We start from the raw sequence: 15642 nt of genomic DNA, 5'->3' as shown, positions 1-15642 counted from the left end.
GCGCTGCTGCAGGTGCATCCCACGTCGGTGACAAACGCCGTCGACCGCTTGGAGAAGGCCGCACTCGTGGCGCGGTCCCCGCATCCCACCGACGGTCGCACCACGCTGATTGAGCTCACCGCGGAAGGCCGAACGCTGGCGAAAAGGGCGACGGCGGCACTGAACGCCGAGGTTTTCGGCAAGTCGGGCTTCACCGACGACGACGTCGATCACCTCATCCGCGTCCTGGGAACCTTCCGTAGGGACGCCGGGGATTTCACGGACGAGTAAGTCCTAGCCGGCGTTCCGCCGCGACACCAGGACCGGGCCCGGAGCATGATGCAGGACTGCGTGGGCAGTGGAGCCGATGGTCCCCTTGATGAGGCCGCGCCCCTTGGTGCCAACCACCACTATCCGGGCATCCGGCGCGGCTTGCAGGATGGCCCGGGCAACTGAGTGGTTAACCTGCAGCTCTCCGGTCACAGTGGATTGGGGTGCCAGTTCACGTGCCTTGCGGACGGCGGAGTCCACGAGGGCCTCGGCCGCCGGGTAGGAGTCGATCGGGTCGCGCAACCGCCGCAAGCCAGCAGGCTCGGGAACCACATGGACTACCTTTAGGTCCGCTCCTGTCACTGACGCCATGGTGCATGCGTCCTCGAGCGCTTCGGGCGAGCCGGCGTCGTCGATAGCCACCACAACGGGGCCTTCCGGGTGGTCAACGGACCTGATCACAGCCACCGGACAAGACGCGGTGGCGGCCATCTCCAGGCTGACCGAACCCACAAGCAGGCCAAGGAACCCGCCGAGCCCGCGGCTCCCCAACACCAGCATCTCGGCGCCCACGGACAGTTTGCCCATGTGGTCCCTGGGCATGCCGTGAAGGAGGGTGCTGGTCACATCCACGGAGGGTTCGGCTTCCTTCACCACCGCGAGGCCTTCTTCAAGGACCCGCTCGGCAGCCCTTTCCAGCCCGCTGTCGGCGACGCCGGGAACCGGGCCAAGGTCGGAGGTCACAAGTATCCAGAGCGAGCAGTGAACCAGGTGGAGCTGGCAGCCCCGCAGCACGGCTTGCCGGGCAGCCCAGGTTACAGCCTGCTTCGCTTCCGTGGAACCGTCATAGCCAACCACTATTTGTTTGGAGTCCGTCATGGCCAGAGCATACGACGGAATCCGGAGTGCGGGCCAGCGAAGGGCTTCAGGGATTCCGGAGTTCGTCCAACGTCAGGTCCAGAATTTGGAGGTCGGTGTTGGCCACAGTCATGATTCCGCGCACAAAGGCCTCGAATTCCTCGAGGCCTGCCATCCCTCCCCGGGCGAAGAACTCAATCCACAACTCGGTAAGCGACACGTCTCCGTCGGCGAGGACACTTGATGCCTCGCGCCGGACTATTTCCTGATCGATCACTTCCGGAACCTTCCGCTCTGCCATACCGCCACCCCCATTGGCTAGCTTTGCTTCTTTCTCCGTCACGGCACGACCATATTATCAGCATGCTTAGTAATCAACCACTTCTCGACCACGCATGCTTCGGGGACCCCCGAAAAGTCGGTCCAATGCCATTCTTTAGGGCAGGCAAAATTGTCACAGAACTGCCAGGACACAGCCGTCCTTCTTCCAGTCGTCGGGATGATCCGTCTATGAAGAAGGGTTCGGCGGCGATTCGTGTCGCCGCAGTGGCCGGAAAGTTAGCGCGTGAGCGTATAGATCAGTGCCGAAACGAGCGAAAGGGCGGCAATTCCGTAGCCGATCACCAATGCAGAAACCGCGAGCGCCCGCCCACGTTCCTGCCGCTGCCCAATCTGGTTCAGGGCCACGTGCCCGGCGCCAACGGCGAAGACGGCGATGATGGCCATGCCGGCAAGGAACAGCCCCACCACGGCAAGGGCTGCAATACCGGCTGACACAATAGCCAGGGTATTCACCGGCGCCCCCGTTTCGGATGACTCAGCAGGGTCCACCGATTCGGCGCGAACGTTCTCCGTTGACATGTTCTCTCCCCATGTGGTCTGTTGCAGGCCCGCTTGTGAACAGGAGTCTATCCGGGCGCCCCACCTATTCCGCGCTGCGGGCCCGGGCCTGCGCGCCCCGCACCCGAAAATGACGCGCACACCCGGCACACGGCTTGACCCGGCGCCGCCCGGTTAGACCCGGATCTTAGCGGTGCTTGAAGTCCGGTTCGCGCTTTTCCGTGAAGGCTGCCATGCCTTCCTTTTGGTCTTCTGTGGCAAACAGGGAGTGGAACACCCGCCGTTCAAAGAGCACGCCTTGGGCCAACCCCATTTCGAACGCGGCGTTGACTGCTTCCTTGGCCACCATGGCCGCTGGTTTCGACTTCGACGCAATGGTCTCCGCGGCTTTCAGTGCCTCGTCGACAACCTCCGCAGCGGGAACCACCCGGGATACAAGCCCCGAACGTTCGGCTTCGTCCGCGTCCATGAAACGCCCTGTGAGCACCATGTCCATGGCTTTGGCCTTGCCCACTGCGCGGGTAAGCCTCTGGGAACCGCCCATGCCTGGAATGACACCCAGGTTGATTTCCGGCTGCCCGAACTTGGCGTTGTCCCCGGCGATGATGATGTCAGCCATCATCGCCAGCTCACATCCCCCGCCGAGCGCAAACCCTGACACGGCGGCAATGACGGGGATCCGCAATCGTGTGAGGTCTTCCCAATGCCGGAACCAATCTGCCGCATACATGTCCATGTAGGTGTTGGCCGACATTTCCTTGATGTCCGCCCCGGCGGCAAAGGCCTTGGCGGAACCCGTGATGACCACGGCCCCCACCCCGGGATCGCGGTCCATGTCGGTCACAGCTTCAACGAGTTCATTCATCAAGGCTGTGTTCAGTGCGTTCAACGCCGAAGGCCGGTTCAGGGTTACCAGGCCAACGCGGCCACGGCGCTCCACCATGATGTTCCGGTACTGGGCTACGTCCAGGTGGTGCTGGCTCACTCCGCGTCCTTCTTCCATAGTTTCCGTAGTAGTCGTCATGCCACCCTATTCCCCCGCCGGACCGTCGCCGCCGGCGGCACCCGGGGATTCCGATTTCTCCCGGATGTCCGTGATGATCCCGGAGAAGTCCCGCGCAGCACCCTCCCCGGCGGCAAAGGCGTCGTAAATCCTGGAGGCCAGCGGTCCCATTTCGGCAGCGACGCCCGTACTTTCCAGCGCATTCACCGCCAGCCGGAGATCCTTGGCCATCAACGCCCCCGCGAACCCGGGCTGGTAATCGCGGTTGGCAGGACTGGTGGGAACCGGGCCCGGAACAGGACAGTTGGTTGTGAGGGCCCAGCATTGGCCGGACGCGTTGGAAGCGACGTCGAACAACGCCTGGTGTGTCAGTCCCAGCTTCTCGCCGAGGACGAAAGCCTCGGCCACGGCGATCATGGAGACTCCCAGGATCATGTTGTTGCACACCTTCGCGGCCTGGCCCGCGCCATGGTCCCCGCAATGAACGATCCGCTTGCCCATGAGCTCCAGGATCGGCTTCACGGTCTCGAAGTCCCCGGGCAGGGCGCCCACCATGAACGTCAGCGTCCCGGCTTCGGCACCCACCACGCCTCCGGACACCGGCGCGTCCACGCTTCGATGTCCTGCGGCCACGGCCAGGGACGCTGCTTCCCTGGCCTCGTCAACGTTGATGGTGGAGCAATCCAGGAACAGCGTGTCCGGTTGTGCCACGCTGAGCAGTCCCGGCCCTCCCACTCCCCGGTAGGCGTCCAGGACGTGCTTCCCGCTGGGCAGCATGGTCAGGACCACGGCGGCCCCGTGCACGGCGTCGGCTGCCGTGTCAGCCATGGGGATGCCATGTGCCACCGCAGCCTCCACTGCTGCTGGAACGGGGTCGTACCCCACCACCTCATGCCCGGCCTTGATCAGGTTGGCGGCCATGGGGCCGCCCATGTGCCCAAGGCCCAGGAAGGCGATGAGTCCCGTTGCCGATGCTGCATTTTCTGTCATGATCGTCTCCTCAAACTGGACGGCAGTAGCCTCAACGTGATCGGCCCGGCTTCAACCCGACTGGACCGGCGTAGCGGAAAGCCCCAACTCATGCTCGCCGAGCGAGGCAAAGTAGCCTTCGACGTCGGAGTCGTGGACGTCGGCGAGGGTGGCCGGTTTCCACTGTGGTTTCCGGTCCTTGTCCACCACTTGCGCCCGGATTCCCTCGCGGAAATCGGGGCCGGAGAGGCATCGGAGCCCTACCCGGTATTCCTGGTCCAGCGCCTCTTCCAAGGACAACCCCCGCACCCGCCGCAGGGACGCCAAGGTGACCTTCACCGACGTCGGCGACTTAGCCGCGATGGTGTCCGCAGCGTCGGCGGCCTCACCTCCGGCCTCGTGCAGGCGGTGCACGATCTCTTCCGCGTCATCGGCCGCGTAGCAGGCATCGATCCACTCCCGCTGCGCCGCGAGTGCCGAGTCCGGCGCGGCTTGGGCAAAGCGCACGACGGCGTCTTCCGGCGTCGAGCTTTCCAGCGCTTCAGTGAGCGCCGGGAGGCTTTCGGACGGGACGAAGTAGTCCGCGAGTCCCAGGAGCAGGGCGTCTGCCCCGGACAGGTGCGCGCCCGTGAGCGCGGCGTGGGTTCCGGTTTCCCCGGGGGCGCGGGAGAGCAGCAGGGTACCGCCGACGTCGGGCACGAACCCGATGGTGGTTTCCGGCATCCCCGTGCGCGTCCGTTCGGTGACGATGCGAACAGAGCCGTGCGCGGAAACTCCTACGCCACCGCCCAGCACCAGCCCGTCCATGAAGGCGACGTACGGCTTGGGATAGTTGGCGATGAGGGCGTTGAGGCGGTACTCGTCGGCCCAGAAATCAGCGGTTTCCGAGCCCCCGTGCAGCATGTCCTTGTAGATGGCGACGATGTCTCCCCCGGCGCAGAGGCCCCGATCGCCGGCGCCGCGCACCAACACCGCAGCAACGGATTCGTCGTCAGCCCAGGCAGCCAACTGCTGCAACATGGCTTTCACCATGCCGGCATTGAGGGCGTTGACTGCCCGGGGCCGGTTGAGCGTCACGATGCCGAGGTGGCCGCGCCGCTCGAAAAGAACTTCTTCCTGCTGCACTTCTTCGATGATCTGTTCTCCCATCAGCTGCCTGCCGGCATCACGAAGCTGGCGCCCTGGCGGATGCCGGAGGGCCACCGCGAGGTGACGGTCTTGGTCTTGGTGTAAAAGCGGAAGGCGTCGGCGCCGTGCTGGTTGAGGTCGCCGAACCCCGACGCCTTCCACCCGCCGAATGTGTAATAGGCGATCGGCACGGGGATGGGCACGTTGATGCCCACCATGCCCACTTCCACGCGGCTGGCGAAGTCGCGGGCGGAGTCGCCGTCGCGGGTAAAGATTGCGACGCCGTTCCCGAACTCGTGCTCGCTGCAGAGCCTGAGCGCTTCGTCGTAGTCGGCCGCTCGGAGGACGCTCAGGACAGGACCGAAAATCTCCTCTTTGTAGATCTTCATATCCTTGGTGACGTTGTCGAAGAGGGTGGGGCCCACCCAGAAGCCGCCGTCGTATCCCTCAACGGTGAGGCCGCGGCCGTCTGCCACCAAGGTGGCGCCCTCGTCCACGCCGGACTGGATGTAGCCCTCGATCCGTTCCTTCGCAGACGCGGCGACCACCGGTCCGAAGTCCGCGTCCTTGTCCAGGCTGTGCCCTACGCGGAGTTCCTTGACCCTCTCGGTGAGCTTGGCAACAAGGGCGTCAGCTGTTTCCTGGCCCACCGGGACGGCTACGGAGATGGCCATGCACCGCTCTCCGGCGGAACCGTACCCGGCACCAATCAGGGCGTCCGCGGCCATGTCAAGGTCGGCGTCGGGCATGATCACCATGTGGTTCTTCGCCCCGCCGAAGCACTGTGCGCGCTTGCCGTGCGCGGCGGCCGTGGCGTAGATGTACTGGGCGATCGGCGTGGAACCGACAAAGCCGATTGCCTTGACCCTCGGGTCCTCAAGAAGGGCGTCCACGGCTTCCTTGTCACCGTTGATGACGTTGAAGACGCCGTCCGGAACGCCGGCTTCGCTGTAGAGCTCGGCGAGCCGCAGCGGCACGGAGGGGTCCCGTTCGGATGGTTTGAGGATGAAGGCGTTGCCGGCAGCGAGCGCCGGTCCCGACTTCCACAACGGAATCATGGCCGGGAAGTTGAAGGGCGTAATGCCGGCAACAACACCCAGCGGCTGCCTTAGGGAGTGGACATCGATCCCTTGACCTGCGCTGTCTGAGAATTCGCCTTTGAGCAGATGCGGCGCCCCGGCGGAGAACTCCACCACTTCGATGCCCCGCTGGATATCTCCCTTGGCGTCCGCGAACGTCTTCCCGTGTTCGGAGGACAGGAGCTTGGCCAGCTCGTCCATGTTGTCATTGACGAGGTCCACGAACTTCAGCAGGATGCGACCCCGTCGCTGCGGATTCATGGCAGCCCATTCGAGTTGGCCCTTCCCGGCGTTCGCGACGGCGTTGCGCACCTCCTCGGCGCTGGCCAGCGGCAGGCGGGCCTGGACTTCGCCGGTGCAGGGATCGTAGACATCGCTGAACCGCCCGGACGTGCCGTCGATCCTTTGGCCGCCTACGTAGTGTGAAAGCTCGCGCACCATAGTGGAAATGCTCCTTTGCATCATTAGTGACTGCCGTGCCGGTCAATACCGCACAACACGTCCGGAGCACGTGCATGCATGTGATCCAGATCATCTCTGCAGCCGAATATACTCGGACTTCCTACTAATTTCCAGAGGGTCGCTGCGGAAGGAATGCGGGAGGCTGACGCTGGCTTGGAGGCCGCCTAATGCACCTCGCGCAGCTCCTTGTAGGCATCCAGCGCGTCCTGCCTCGATGCCTTCAAGTCCACGATTTCCGCCGGGTAATCCGGGGTGCCGAACTCCGGAATCCACTGCGCGATGTACTTGCCCTGCGGGTCGAACCGCACGCGCTGGGCCTCCGGGTTGAAGATGCGGAAGAAGGGCGAGGCGTCAGCTCCCGAGCCTGCCACCCACTGCCAGTTGGCAGGGTTGGACGCCGGATCCGCATCCACCAGCGTGTCCCAGAACCATTGCTCGCCCAGCTGCCAATGGATCCCCAGGTTCTTCACAAGGAAGCTCGCGGCCACCATGCGCACCCGGTTGTGCATCCAGCCTGTGTCCCACAGTTGCCGCTGTCCCGCATCAACCAGGGGGAACCCCGTTCGCCCCTTTTGCCATGCCCGGAGCTCTTCCGGGGCCGACTCATGCCCGGGGTGCCGACCGTCGTCGCCGGCAGAAGCGCCGGCAGGCGCTCCGGGCCATGCCCACGGGAACCTGTCGAACTCGCTGCGCAGGTTGGCCGTGGCCAAGGTGGGGTTGTGGAAGTACTGGTGCCAGCAGAATTCGCGCCAGCCCAACTCCGACGCGAAGATCGTGGCACTTTCGGACCTCTTGGAAGATATTGCCTGCCACACCTCGAAGGGGCTGAGTTCACCCCAGCGCAGGTACGGCGACAGGGAGCTGCTGCCATCGGTGTCCGGACGGTTCCGCCCTTCACTATAGGAATCCAGCCCGTTGCCCACGAACTCCTTCAGGCGGGCATGGCCGGCTGCGGACCCGGGAGTCCACCGGGCGGCCAACCCTCCGGACCAATCCGGTGTGGTGGGCAGTAACTGCCAGCTCTCCAGGGAGTCGTACCGCGGAAGCGTGCCGGTATACCCATGGCCACGAGCGGGAAGCGGCAGTGGTTCGCGGAATTCCTGAGCAGACACCGCCTTCCAGAACGGGGTGAACACCTTGTACTGGGTGCCGGTCTTGGTGCTGACCTTCCAGGGCTCATGGAGCAGGGTGGCTTGGAAACTCTCCACGTGCAGCCCTGCCTCAACCGCCCAGCCCTTGATCCCGGCGTCGATGGTCCTTTCCACCTCGCCGTACCGCCGGTTCCAGAACAGCGCGCCCGCACCCACCGCCGTCGTGGTTTTCTGCACCACCTCAGCAGCGGGTCCGCGGCGCAAGAGAAGGGGTATTCCCAACGCGTCCAGGTCCTCCCGGAGGGCGAGGAGGGAATGGTGCAGCCACCACTTTGCTGCCCCGCCGTGCGGCCGGATGCCCGGCGACTCCTCGTCCAGGACGTAGAGCGCCACTGCCGCTCCATCGTCGACGGCGGCCCGCAAGGCCGGGTTGTCCCTGACCCGGAGGTCGTCGCGGAACCAGACGATGGATGGTTTCACTTGCGCCCCTTACCGCCGGTACACCGACTGCTTAAATGGCTGATGCCCTTAGGAACGAATCCTAAGGGCATCAGCTGAAGATAAACCTAGACGGCCTTGGCAGGCAGGATGACGTCCCCGCCATCTTCGACTTCCGTCACGGGAATCGGCGGAACGATTACTTCCACTACTTCGTCCGGGATGCTGTTGAGTACGTAGTCGCGGGCGGCGTCGCCAATCATCCGGAGCCCCGGGTAATACCGCACGCCATCGCGCTTCTCGTGTTTTACTCCGCTGGTGCGCACGGACGTGCGGAATGCACTATCCGGGACGGGAACCTTGTTTCCAAGGACGCACCAACTGATGTAGAGACCGTACAAGGCCTCGAAGTCCAAGCCTTCGTCGCTGTCTTCTTCGTAAATGACGCATTCGCGAAGGAACGCGCCGATCTGGGTGTCCGTCATTACAGAGTCCTCCGGCGTATTTCTTTACAACCGCCGGTCTGCATCAGCGAATACTGCAACTCTCATTGTAACCGCCATTCGCTTCGCACAGGAGGGTTCACGGTGAACTACGGGTTTACTTCAGGTGGCTGACGGGTGCCTGACGGGTGCCCGACGGGTGCCTGACGGGTGCCTTGGGTGGAGGCCGCAACCGGCGCCGGCCATCGCAGGCTCTGGTGTCCCACAGCCCTCCGGCGTACCGTCAACTACATCCCGGCCCGCGCTGTTCGAAGGACAATCCCATGACCGGTTGGAATACGGAAACGGCTGCCGGACCGCTGGGCGCCGGGACCATCACGCTCGTGGAAGGCTCGTCCTTCTGCATCTCCGGACCGAACGGGGACATCCACCCGGACCTGCCCCAAGGCGTCTTCCACCTGGACACCCGGATCCTTTCCCGCTGGCAGCTCCGCATCAACGATCAGCCCTTGGAGCCGCTGGCGGCCGAACTGAAGGAACCGTACCGCGCCCTCTTGGCCTGCCGGGTTCCCCGTCCCGACGGTTACGCAGACAGCCCCCTTCTGGTGGAACGGCTGCGCGAAGTAGGGGCGGGGATCCTCGAAGAAATCACCGTCCGGAACTACTCCAGGCAACCTGCCCGCTGCACCATCACCCTCACCGCGGAGGCGGACTTCGCAGACCTCTTCGAAGTCAAGGAAGCCCGTATCACCCGGGTATGGAAGGAAACCCGGCGGGTGGAGAACGACTCCCTGGAGATCAGGGGTCAGTGGGAAGGATTCCGGAAGTCGGTGATCATTCGGGGCGAAGGCGCCGGGGCCGGTTCCAAGGCCCTCGGCTTCAGGGTCACCATCCCGGCGTTCGGGCAATGGAACACCCGGGTCAGCGTACTCCCGGCGGCAGAGGGCAAACCGTTCAGCCATCCGTCTCGGGGCGAGTTGTCACCCAGCGACCGGCGCCGGCAGGAATGGGTGGCCAAGATTCCCGTCCTGCAGATCGGCAACCGTTCCATCCAGCGCACCCTGCGCCGGAGCTATGAAGACCTCGGGGCCCTGCGCATCCAGGACCCGGACCACCCCGAAAGGGTGGTGGTGGCCGCGGGAGCTCCGTGGTTCATGACGTTGTTCGGCAGGGACTCCTTGTGGGCCTCGGAGATGGCGTTGCCGGTGGATCCTTCCCTCGCTCTGGGCACGCTCCGCACGTTGGCCGACCGGCAGGGAAAAGAAGTAAATACAGACACGGAAGAGGAACCCGGGAAGATCCTCCACGAGGTCCGCCTGGACGTCAGCAGCGGCCAGGCCTTGCGCGGCAGTTCCGCCTACTACGGCAGCGTCGACGCCACTCCCCTCTTCATGGTTGCGGTGGGGTCTGTGAGCCGCTGGGGCTTCGCCAAGGACACCATCGCCGAACTCCTGCCCAACGCCGACCGCGCCCTCGACTGGATCCGTCACTACGGCGACCGGGACGGCGACGGCTACGTGGAGTACGGCCGCCCCAACCAGCACGGCCTCATCAACCAGGGGTGGAAAGACTCCTGGGACGGCATCAACTTCGCTGACGGTACCCTCGCCGAGGCGCCTATCGCCTTGGCCGAGGTACAGGCGTACGTGCACGGCGCCTACGTGGCGCGCGCCTGGATGGCTTACGACGACGGCGACCTCGCCTTGGCCTCGGAACTGCGGGAACGCGCTGACCGGCTCAAGCAGAAATTCAATGAGGACTTCTGGATGCCGGACAAGGGCTACTACGCTGTTGCCCTCGATAAGGACAAGCGCCAAGTGGATGCCTGCGCATCGAACATGGGCCACTGCCTGTGGTTCGGGCTCATGGACGAAGACAAGGTTCCCTCGGTCGTGGAGCACCTGATGTCTCCGAAGATGTTCAGCGGTTGGGGCGTGCGGACCTTGGCCACGGACATGGCCGCCTATAACCCGGCCAGCTACCACAACGGCTCAGTGTGGCCGCACGACAATGCGATCATCATGTCCGGGCTCCTGCGCTACGGCTACATCGAAGAAGCACAGAGGATCGGCACGGCACTCCTGGAAGCCGCGGAGTATTCGGACGGCAGGCTTCCCGAGCTTTTCTGCGGCTTCGACCGGGCCAGGTTCACCGAGCCGGTGCCCTACCCCACCGCCTGTTCACCCCAAGCCTGGGCCGCGACCACGCCCATCCACGTAGTGACCAGCCTGATGCGGTACGACACCCACATTTCGCTGGGCGGCATATGGCTGGATCCGGTCTTGCCACGCGATTTCGGGGATGTCCACATCAGCAACGCCCCCATGGGGGATGCGCGGATCACGATCGATGCTTCAGGCACCGACGCCACGGTCCGCGGCATCCCCGAGGGCCTCACTGTCTATCGCGGACAACGCCCCTGGATGTCCGAGTTGGTTGAACAGCCGCAACTGTGGCGGCCGGACACGTTGCATCGCCCCGGTGATGCAGCGAACCGGGGCGATGCACCCGCCTAGCTTTAGGAGACAAGCCCTCTAAGCGTCGATCACCATGTCCGTCTTGGCCGTGGAACAGCAGGGCAGGAACTTGCCCGCATCGATTTCGCGTTTCCGGATCCCACCTTGGTGGTTCATGTCGATGTCACCCGACAACTTGACCACCTTGCAGGAACCGCACATTCCTTCCTTGCAGTTGGCGCCGATCCTGACACCCGCACGCTGGGCCACCTCGAGGATGGGCTCCGTGGGGTCGATCCGCACGTTGATGCCGGTGCGCATGAAGGACAACGTGAGGCTCCCGGTTCCCACCGTGTCGAAGCTCGAAGCATCGGGAGTCTCCGCTTCAGCCTCCGGCGAGGTGCCCGAACCGCCGTCGTTGGCTTCCGCACCGGACGTCGCGTCGGCGTCGACCGCTTCGAGCGGCAGGCCCGTGGCTTCCAAGGTGCCGTCTGCGTCGTACCTCGGCTCGTAGAGACCGAAAGCCGCAGGCTGGCTCTCGAAGTAATCCTCGGCGGAGTCGGCGATTTCCTCGGCAATTTCTTCTGCGATGTCCGTGGCGAGGGCCACTTCGGCCGCGTATTCAAGGAGCGTCTGGCGATCACCGGAGAAGAACTCCATGTAGATGGAGGTGTCGTCGACGCCGACCTTCTTCAGGAGCTCAGTGGCGTTGTTCAGGTAACCCTCGGGACCACAGGCGTAGACCTGGCGCCCGTTGGCGTCAGGGGCCACCTCGTCAATCATGGCCGAGGTCAGCCGTCCGGTGAGGCCGTCCCAACCATCGGGCTTGCTGCGGTCACCCAGGGAGTAGAAGACCCGGATCCGCGAATCCACGGAAGCGATGTAGGCCAGCTCCCGGTGGAATGCGAAGCCGCCCGCTTCCGCACCGTGGTAGAGCACCACGACATCAGCGTGTCCCGGCAGGGAATGGATGGTCCGCACCATGGACATGATGGGCGTGATGCCGGCCCCGGCTGCGAGCAGCAGGTAACGGGCGCGCCGGTCCGCATCCGGCAAGTGGAAAGCGCCGACCGGCCCGAGCATCTCCAGCACAGTGCCCGGCTTGACGTTCTCATGCACCCACGGCGAGACCAAGCCGCCGGCGTCGCGCTTGACGCTGATGCTGAAGGTCCACGGCTCGGTGGGCGAACTGGACAACGAATAGCTGCGGTCCACAGGCTCGTGTTCCCCGCCGTTCACGGGGAACGCGATGTTGACGTACTGCCCGGCACGGAATGCAAGGGGCGCGCCGTCACAGCGCCGGAACACGAACGTCATGAGGCCGCCCGCTTCCGGGATGGTCTCCACGCATTCGGCCGTGAACTCCTGGGGATGCCAGGGCCCCAGGGCGCGGGCTGCCCGGGCGGGGGCGTCGCTGCTGCCCATGACCCTGTTCCACGGCATCTCGAGTCCGCGGATGCGCTGTGGCTCCTGGATGGCCGTTTCGGTGAGGAGTTCCGTCATGCCAAGTGCTCCTGGACGCGCTGCACGTACCAGTTGATGAAGGCCTCAACCTGGTACTCGCTCTTCATGTACGGGCCGGGTTCGTAGGCGGGGCTGCCTGCACCCGTCTGGCACAGCTCAACGAAGGCCTTGTCCTGGAGGTTGGTCTGCTTCCAGGTGTAGGTGAGCTTGTCCAGATCGTAGTCCACGCCTTCCACGGCGTCGTCGGCAACCAGCCACGTGGTGCGGACCAGGGACTGGTGTTCGTTGATGGGGAAGACGCCGAAGGTGATGACGTGGTCACCCAGGAAGTGGAACCAGCTGTTGGGCTGCAGGTGCATCGAGCAACGGCCCAGGCGGAAGTCGGGCAGGTCGCCGAGCAGCTTCTTGGAAAGGCGGCGTCCGTCGGCCGAGAACGATTCGCCTTCGCCGTCGAGCGATTCACGGGATATACGGATGCCGGCAATGCGGGTATCCAGCTCTTCCACTACCTCGTAAGGCAGGCCGTAGCGGCGGCAACGCTCTTCGAGGGAGGCCTGGGCTTCCTTGTTGCGGTCCCAGACTTCTTCGAGGTGGGTGGGGATAAGGCCCTCGGTCAGGCCCCAGGTGGGGAACAGGGAGCAGGCAAGTTCCGGGTGGCCGTCACAGTGGTAGCACTCACGGTTGTTCTCCATGACGAGCTTCCAGTTGCCCTCTTCGATGATGTTCTGCTGGTAGGCAATCTTCGTCTTGGACAGATCGTGCGGCGCGAGGTAGGGCTCAAAGATCTTGGAGGTTTCATCAAAGTCTGTTGGCGGCTCGTCGGCGATGCAGACGAAGATGAGTCCGGCAACCTCGCGGCTGTGGGCGCGCTTCAGGGCGAAGCAGTTCTTGTCGAACTTGGCCTCGCCGGGAGCGGAAGCGTGGATCAGGTTGCCCTCGGGCGAATAGGTCCAGGAGTGGTAGCCGCAGACCAGGTTTCCGGTGGAGCCTGCCGCCTCCGTCAGGACGCGCGCACCGCGGTGGCGGCACACGTTGTGCAGGACGTTGACTTCGCCGTCATCATTGCGGAGAACGATCAGCGAGTAGGGTCCGTAGTCCACGGTGATGTAGTCGCCCGGCTCGGGCAGTTCGGCAACGCTGCCCGCGTAGATCCAGTGCTGGCCGAAGATGGCCTCCATATCCACCTTGAAGATGGTCGGGTCCGTGTAGAACGGGGCATCAAGGGAATAGCCCGTGCGCCGGAACTCAAACAACGCGCTGATTTCAGCCAGCTGATCGGCAGGCAATGATGAAACGATCTTTCCGCGTGATGCAGGAGCGACGTTCACTGGAGCAGTCATGGGTTTCCTCCCGGGAGGCTGGGTCATTAAGTAGTTCATGGGGACCGCGGTGCGTCATCGCAACCGCCTTTGTCGAAGTCTTCGTAGTACGAGATTAGGGACGATTGAACTGCAACAAAAGCGCAATATTTAGGAGACAACCGTGCACTATCTGTGCATGATTGATCCATGATCGATCCGCGCCTCCACACCCTTCGCGTCTTCGCCCGCTGCGGCACCGTGGGGGCTACTGCCGAACTCACCGGTTACTCCCCTTCCGCCGTCTCCGCACAGCTGCGGGAGCTCCAGCGCGTGCTGGGAATGCAGCTCTTGACGAAGGACGGCCGCGGGGTGCGGCTCACCGCCACAGGCCGCTTCCTGGTTGCCGGTTCGGATGCCTTGGTTGCCGAGTGGGAAAGCCTGCGTGCCGCCGCCATGGCCGCCGGCGACCAGGTCCAGTCCCATTTTGGACTCGGGGGGTTTTCGACGGCGGCAGCCCAGTTGCTGGCGCCCCTCGCCGCGGCATTGCGCTCGACCCGGCCGCTGTTGGAAGTCCAGGTACTCGAGGCAGACCCGTCGCGTTGCTTTGATTTGCTCGTGGCCGAACGGATCGACCTGGCCGTGATCGTCGCCATGCAATCCGATAGCTACGGGGAGGACGATCCGCGCTTCGAGCAAACGTTCCTGTTGGACGACCCCTTGGACGTCATCATTCCGGGCGACCATCCGTTGGCCTCCCGGGAAACAGTCACCTTGGAAGAACTGGCGTCGGAGCCGTGGATCACCGAAACCGCCGGCTCCACCTACCACGCGCTGTTTACCGCAGCCTTCACCGCGGTGGGAGTCACACCACGGATAGCCCATGAGGCCGTTGAATGGGAGACACAGATCGCCTTTGTGGGGGCCGGCCTGGGCGTCGGCCTGCTTCCGCGGCTGGCACCCCTGCACAACGCGGAGAACGTCGTTCGACTGCGCATCACGGGCAAGGGAAAGCCGGCCCGCCGGATTGTGGCAGCGGCGCGACGGGGCAGCATCGGCTCGCCCTTGATCAAGGAATCCTTGGAGATCCTTCAGGGCACGGCGCAACGGCTCCTTAAGACCAGGTTGGAAGACGAGTCCTGAGCGGTTGCAGACGACGGCGGCCGGCGGTCCGGCAGCGTGCGTAAAAGGGGCCCGCCCTCGGGCGGGCGGCTGCTGCTTTACCAGCCGCGTTCGGCCAGGCGGTGGGGCTCGGGGATTTCGTCGACGTTGATGCCGACCATCGCCTCGCCCAGGCCGCGGGAGACCTTCGCGATCACATCGGGATCGTCGTAATAGGCAGTGGCTTTGACGACGGCGGCGGCACGCTCTGCGGGGTTGCCGGACTTGAAGATACCGGAACCGACGAACACGCCGTCAGCGCCGAGCTGCATCATCATCGCAGCATCAGCCGGAGTCGCGATGCCGCCGGCGGTGAACAGCACCACCGGAAGCTTGCCCGTGGCAGCGACTTCCTTGACCAGCTCGTACGGGGCCTGCAGTTCCTTCGCAGCAACGTACAGTTCATCCTCGGGCAGGGAGGAGAGCTTCGCGATCTCGGCACGGATCTTGCGCATGTGACCGGTGGCGTTGGAAACATCCCCGGTGCCGGCCTCGCCCTTGGAACGGATCATCGCCGCGCCCTCGTTGATCCGGCGCAGCGCCTCACCCAGGTTGGTGGCACCGCACACGAACGGGACGGTGAAGTTCCACTTGTCGATGTGGTTGATGTAATCGGCCGGGGTCAGGACCTCGGACTCGTCAATGTAGTCCACGCCCAACGACTGCAGGACCTGCGCTTCGACGAAGTGGCCGATGCGGGCCT

15 protein-coding genes are annotated in these 15642 nt (G+C 64.3%); 3 read left to right on the top strand and 12 right to left on the bottom strand.

Features of this window, described 5'->3' with window-relative positions:
* Positions 1 to 270: MarR family winged helix-turn-helix transcriptional regulator (locus OCL88_RS19365; protein WP_264963606.1), on the top strand; the 270-nt coding region annotated here is incomplete at its 5' end.
* 3 nt (positions 271 to 273) lie between these two features.
* Here the strand turns inward: OCL88_RS19365 and OCL88_RS19360 are convergent.
* From OCL88_RS19360 to OCL88_RS19320, 9 genes are all read right to left on the bottom strand, one after another.
* Positions 274 to 1128, bottom strand: a complete 855-nt coding sequence (locus OCL88_RS19360; protein WP_264963605.1) for a universal stress protein — start codon at positions 1126 to 1128, stop codon at positions 274 to 276.
* Positions 1129 to 1174: 46 nt separating this feature from the next.
* Positions 1175 to 1408 (bottom strand): hypothetical protein, encoded by a 234-nt coding sequence (locus OCL88_RS19355; RefSeq protein ID WP_264963604.1) that lies wholly within the window; start codon positions 1406 to 1408, stop codon positions 1175 to 1177.
* 257 nt (positions 1409 to 1665) lie between these two features.
* Positions 1666 to 1968, bottom strand: a complete 303-nt coding sequence (locus OCL88_RS19350; protein WP_264963603.1) for a DUF4190 domain-containing protein — start codon at positions 1966 to 1968, stop codon at positions 1666 to 1668.
* Positions 1969 to 2134: 166 nt separating this feature from the next.
* Entirely contained in the window at positions 2135 to 2932 is a 798-nt protein-coding gene (locus OCL88_RS19345; RefSeq protein ID WP_264963602.1) for an enoyl-CoA hydratase, read from the bottom strand.
* 45 nt (positions 2933 to 2977) lie between these two features.
* Positions 2978 to 3940, bottom strand: a complete 963-nt coding sequence (gene mmsB, locus OCL88_RS19340; RefSeq protein ID WP_264963601.1) for a 3-hydroxyisobutyrate dehydrogenase — start codon at positions 3938 to 3940, stop codon at positions 2978 to 2980.
* 51 nt (positions 3941 to 3991) lie between these two features.
* Positions 3992 to 5068 carry an enoyl-CoA hydratase/isomerase family protein gene (locus tag OCL88_RS19335; RefSeq protein WP_264963600.1) on the bottom strand — a complete coding sequence of 359 codons (1077 nt, stop codon included), beginning with the start codon at positions 5066 to 5068 and terminating at the stop codon, positions 3992 to 3994.
* Positions 5068 to 6567 (bottom strand): CoA-acylating methylmalonate-semialdehyde dehydrogenase, encoded by a 1500-nt coding sequence (locus tag OCL88_RS19330; RefSeq protein ID WP_166186696.1) that lies wholly within the window; start codon positions 6565 to 6567, stop codon positions 5068 to 5070. Before OCL88_RS19330 ends, OCL88_RS19335 begins: the two co-directional genes overlap by 1 nt.
* Before the next feature lie 185 nt (positions 6568 to 6752).
* The gene (locus tag OCL88_RS19325; protein WP_264963599.1) at positions 6753 to 8159 is read right to left on the bottom strand and encodes a cryptochrome/photolyase family protein; all 1407 of its coding nucleotides are present in this window, start codon (positions 8157 to 8159) and stop codon (positions 6753 to 6755) included.
* Between the two features lie 86 nt (positions 8160 to 8245).
* On the bottom strand, positions 8246 to 8602 hold the full coding sequence (locus tag OCL88_RS19320) for a hypothetical protein (protein ID WP_264963598.1): 357 nt from the start codon (positions 8600 to 8602) through the stop codon (positions 8246 to 8248).
* Positions 8603 to 8883: 281 nt separating this feature from the next.
* Between OCL88_RS19320 and OCL88_RS19315 the strand changes: the two genes are divergently transcribed.
* Positions 8884 to 11076, top strand: a complete 2193-nt coding sequence (locus tag OCL88_RS19315; RefSeq protein WP_264963597.1) for a glycogen debranching N-terminal domain-containing protein — start codon at positions 8884 to 8886, stop codon at positions 11074 to 11076.
* Positions 11077 to 11094: 18 nt separating this feature from the next.
* On the opposite strand, the gene OCL88_RS19310 is transcribed toward OCL88_RS19315, so the two are convergent.
* Both OCL88_RS19310 and OCL88_RS19305 read right to left on the bottom strand, forming a co-directional pair.
* Complete coding sequence (locus OCL88_RS19310; RefSeq protein WP_264963596.1) at positions 11095 to 12519, bottom strand: ferredoxin reductase; 1425 nt, start codon at positions 12517 to 12519, stop codon at positions 11095 to 11097.
* Positions 12516 to 13820, bottom strand: coding sequence for an aromatic ring-hydroxylating oxygenase subunit alpha (locus OCL88_RS19305; RefSeq protein WP_264963595.1), 1305 nt, complete (start codon positions 13818 to 13820; stop codon positions 12516 to 12518). Before OCL88_RS19305 ends, OCL88_RS19310 begins: the two co-directional genes overlap by 4 nt.
* A gap of 168 nt (positions 13821 to 13988) precedes the next feature.
* Between OCL88_RS19305 and OCL88_RS19300 the strand changes: the two genes are divergently transcribed.
* On the top strand, positions 13989 to 14921 hold the full coding sequence (locus OCL88_RS19300; RefSeq protein WP_264963594.1) for a LysR family transcriptional regulator: 933 nt from the start codon (positions 13989 to 13991) through the stop codon (positions 14919 to 14921).
* Between the two features lie 77 nt (positions 14922 to 14998).
* Here the strand turns inward: OCL88_RS19300 and OCL88_RS19295 are convergent.
* Positions 14999 to 15642: pyridoxal 5'-phosphate synthase lyase subunit PdxS (locus OCL88_RS19295; RefSeq protein WP_264963593.1), on the bottom strand; the 644-nt coding region annotated here is incomplete at its 5' end.

Origin of the sequence: Paenarthrobacter sp. PAE-2 (genome assembly GCF_026013155.1) — a bacterium.
In the GTDB taxonomy this organism is placed as follows: domain Bacteria; phylum Actinomycetota; class Actinomycetes; order Actinomycetales; family Micrococcaceae; genus Arthrobacter; species Arthrobacter ureafaciens.
Note: the sequence above shows the minus strand (reverse complement) of the source record. Positions and strands in the feature narration are given on the sequence as shown.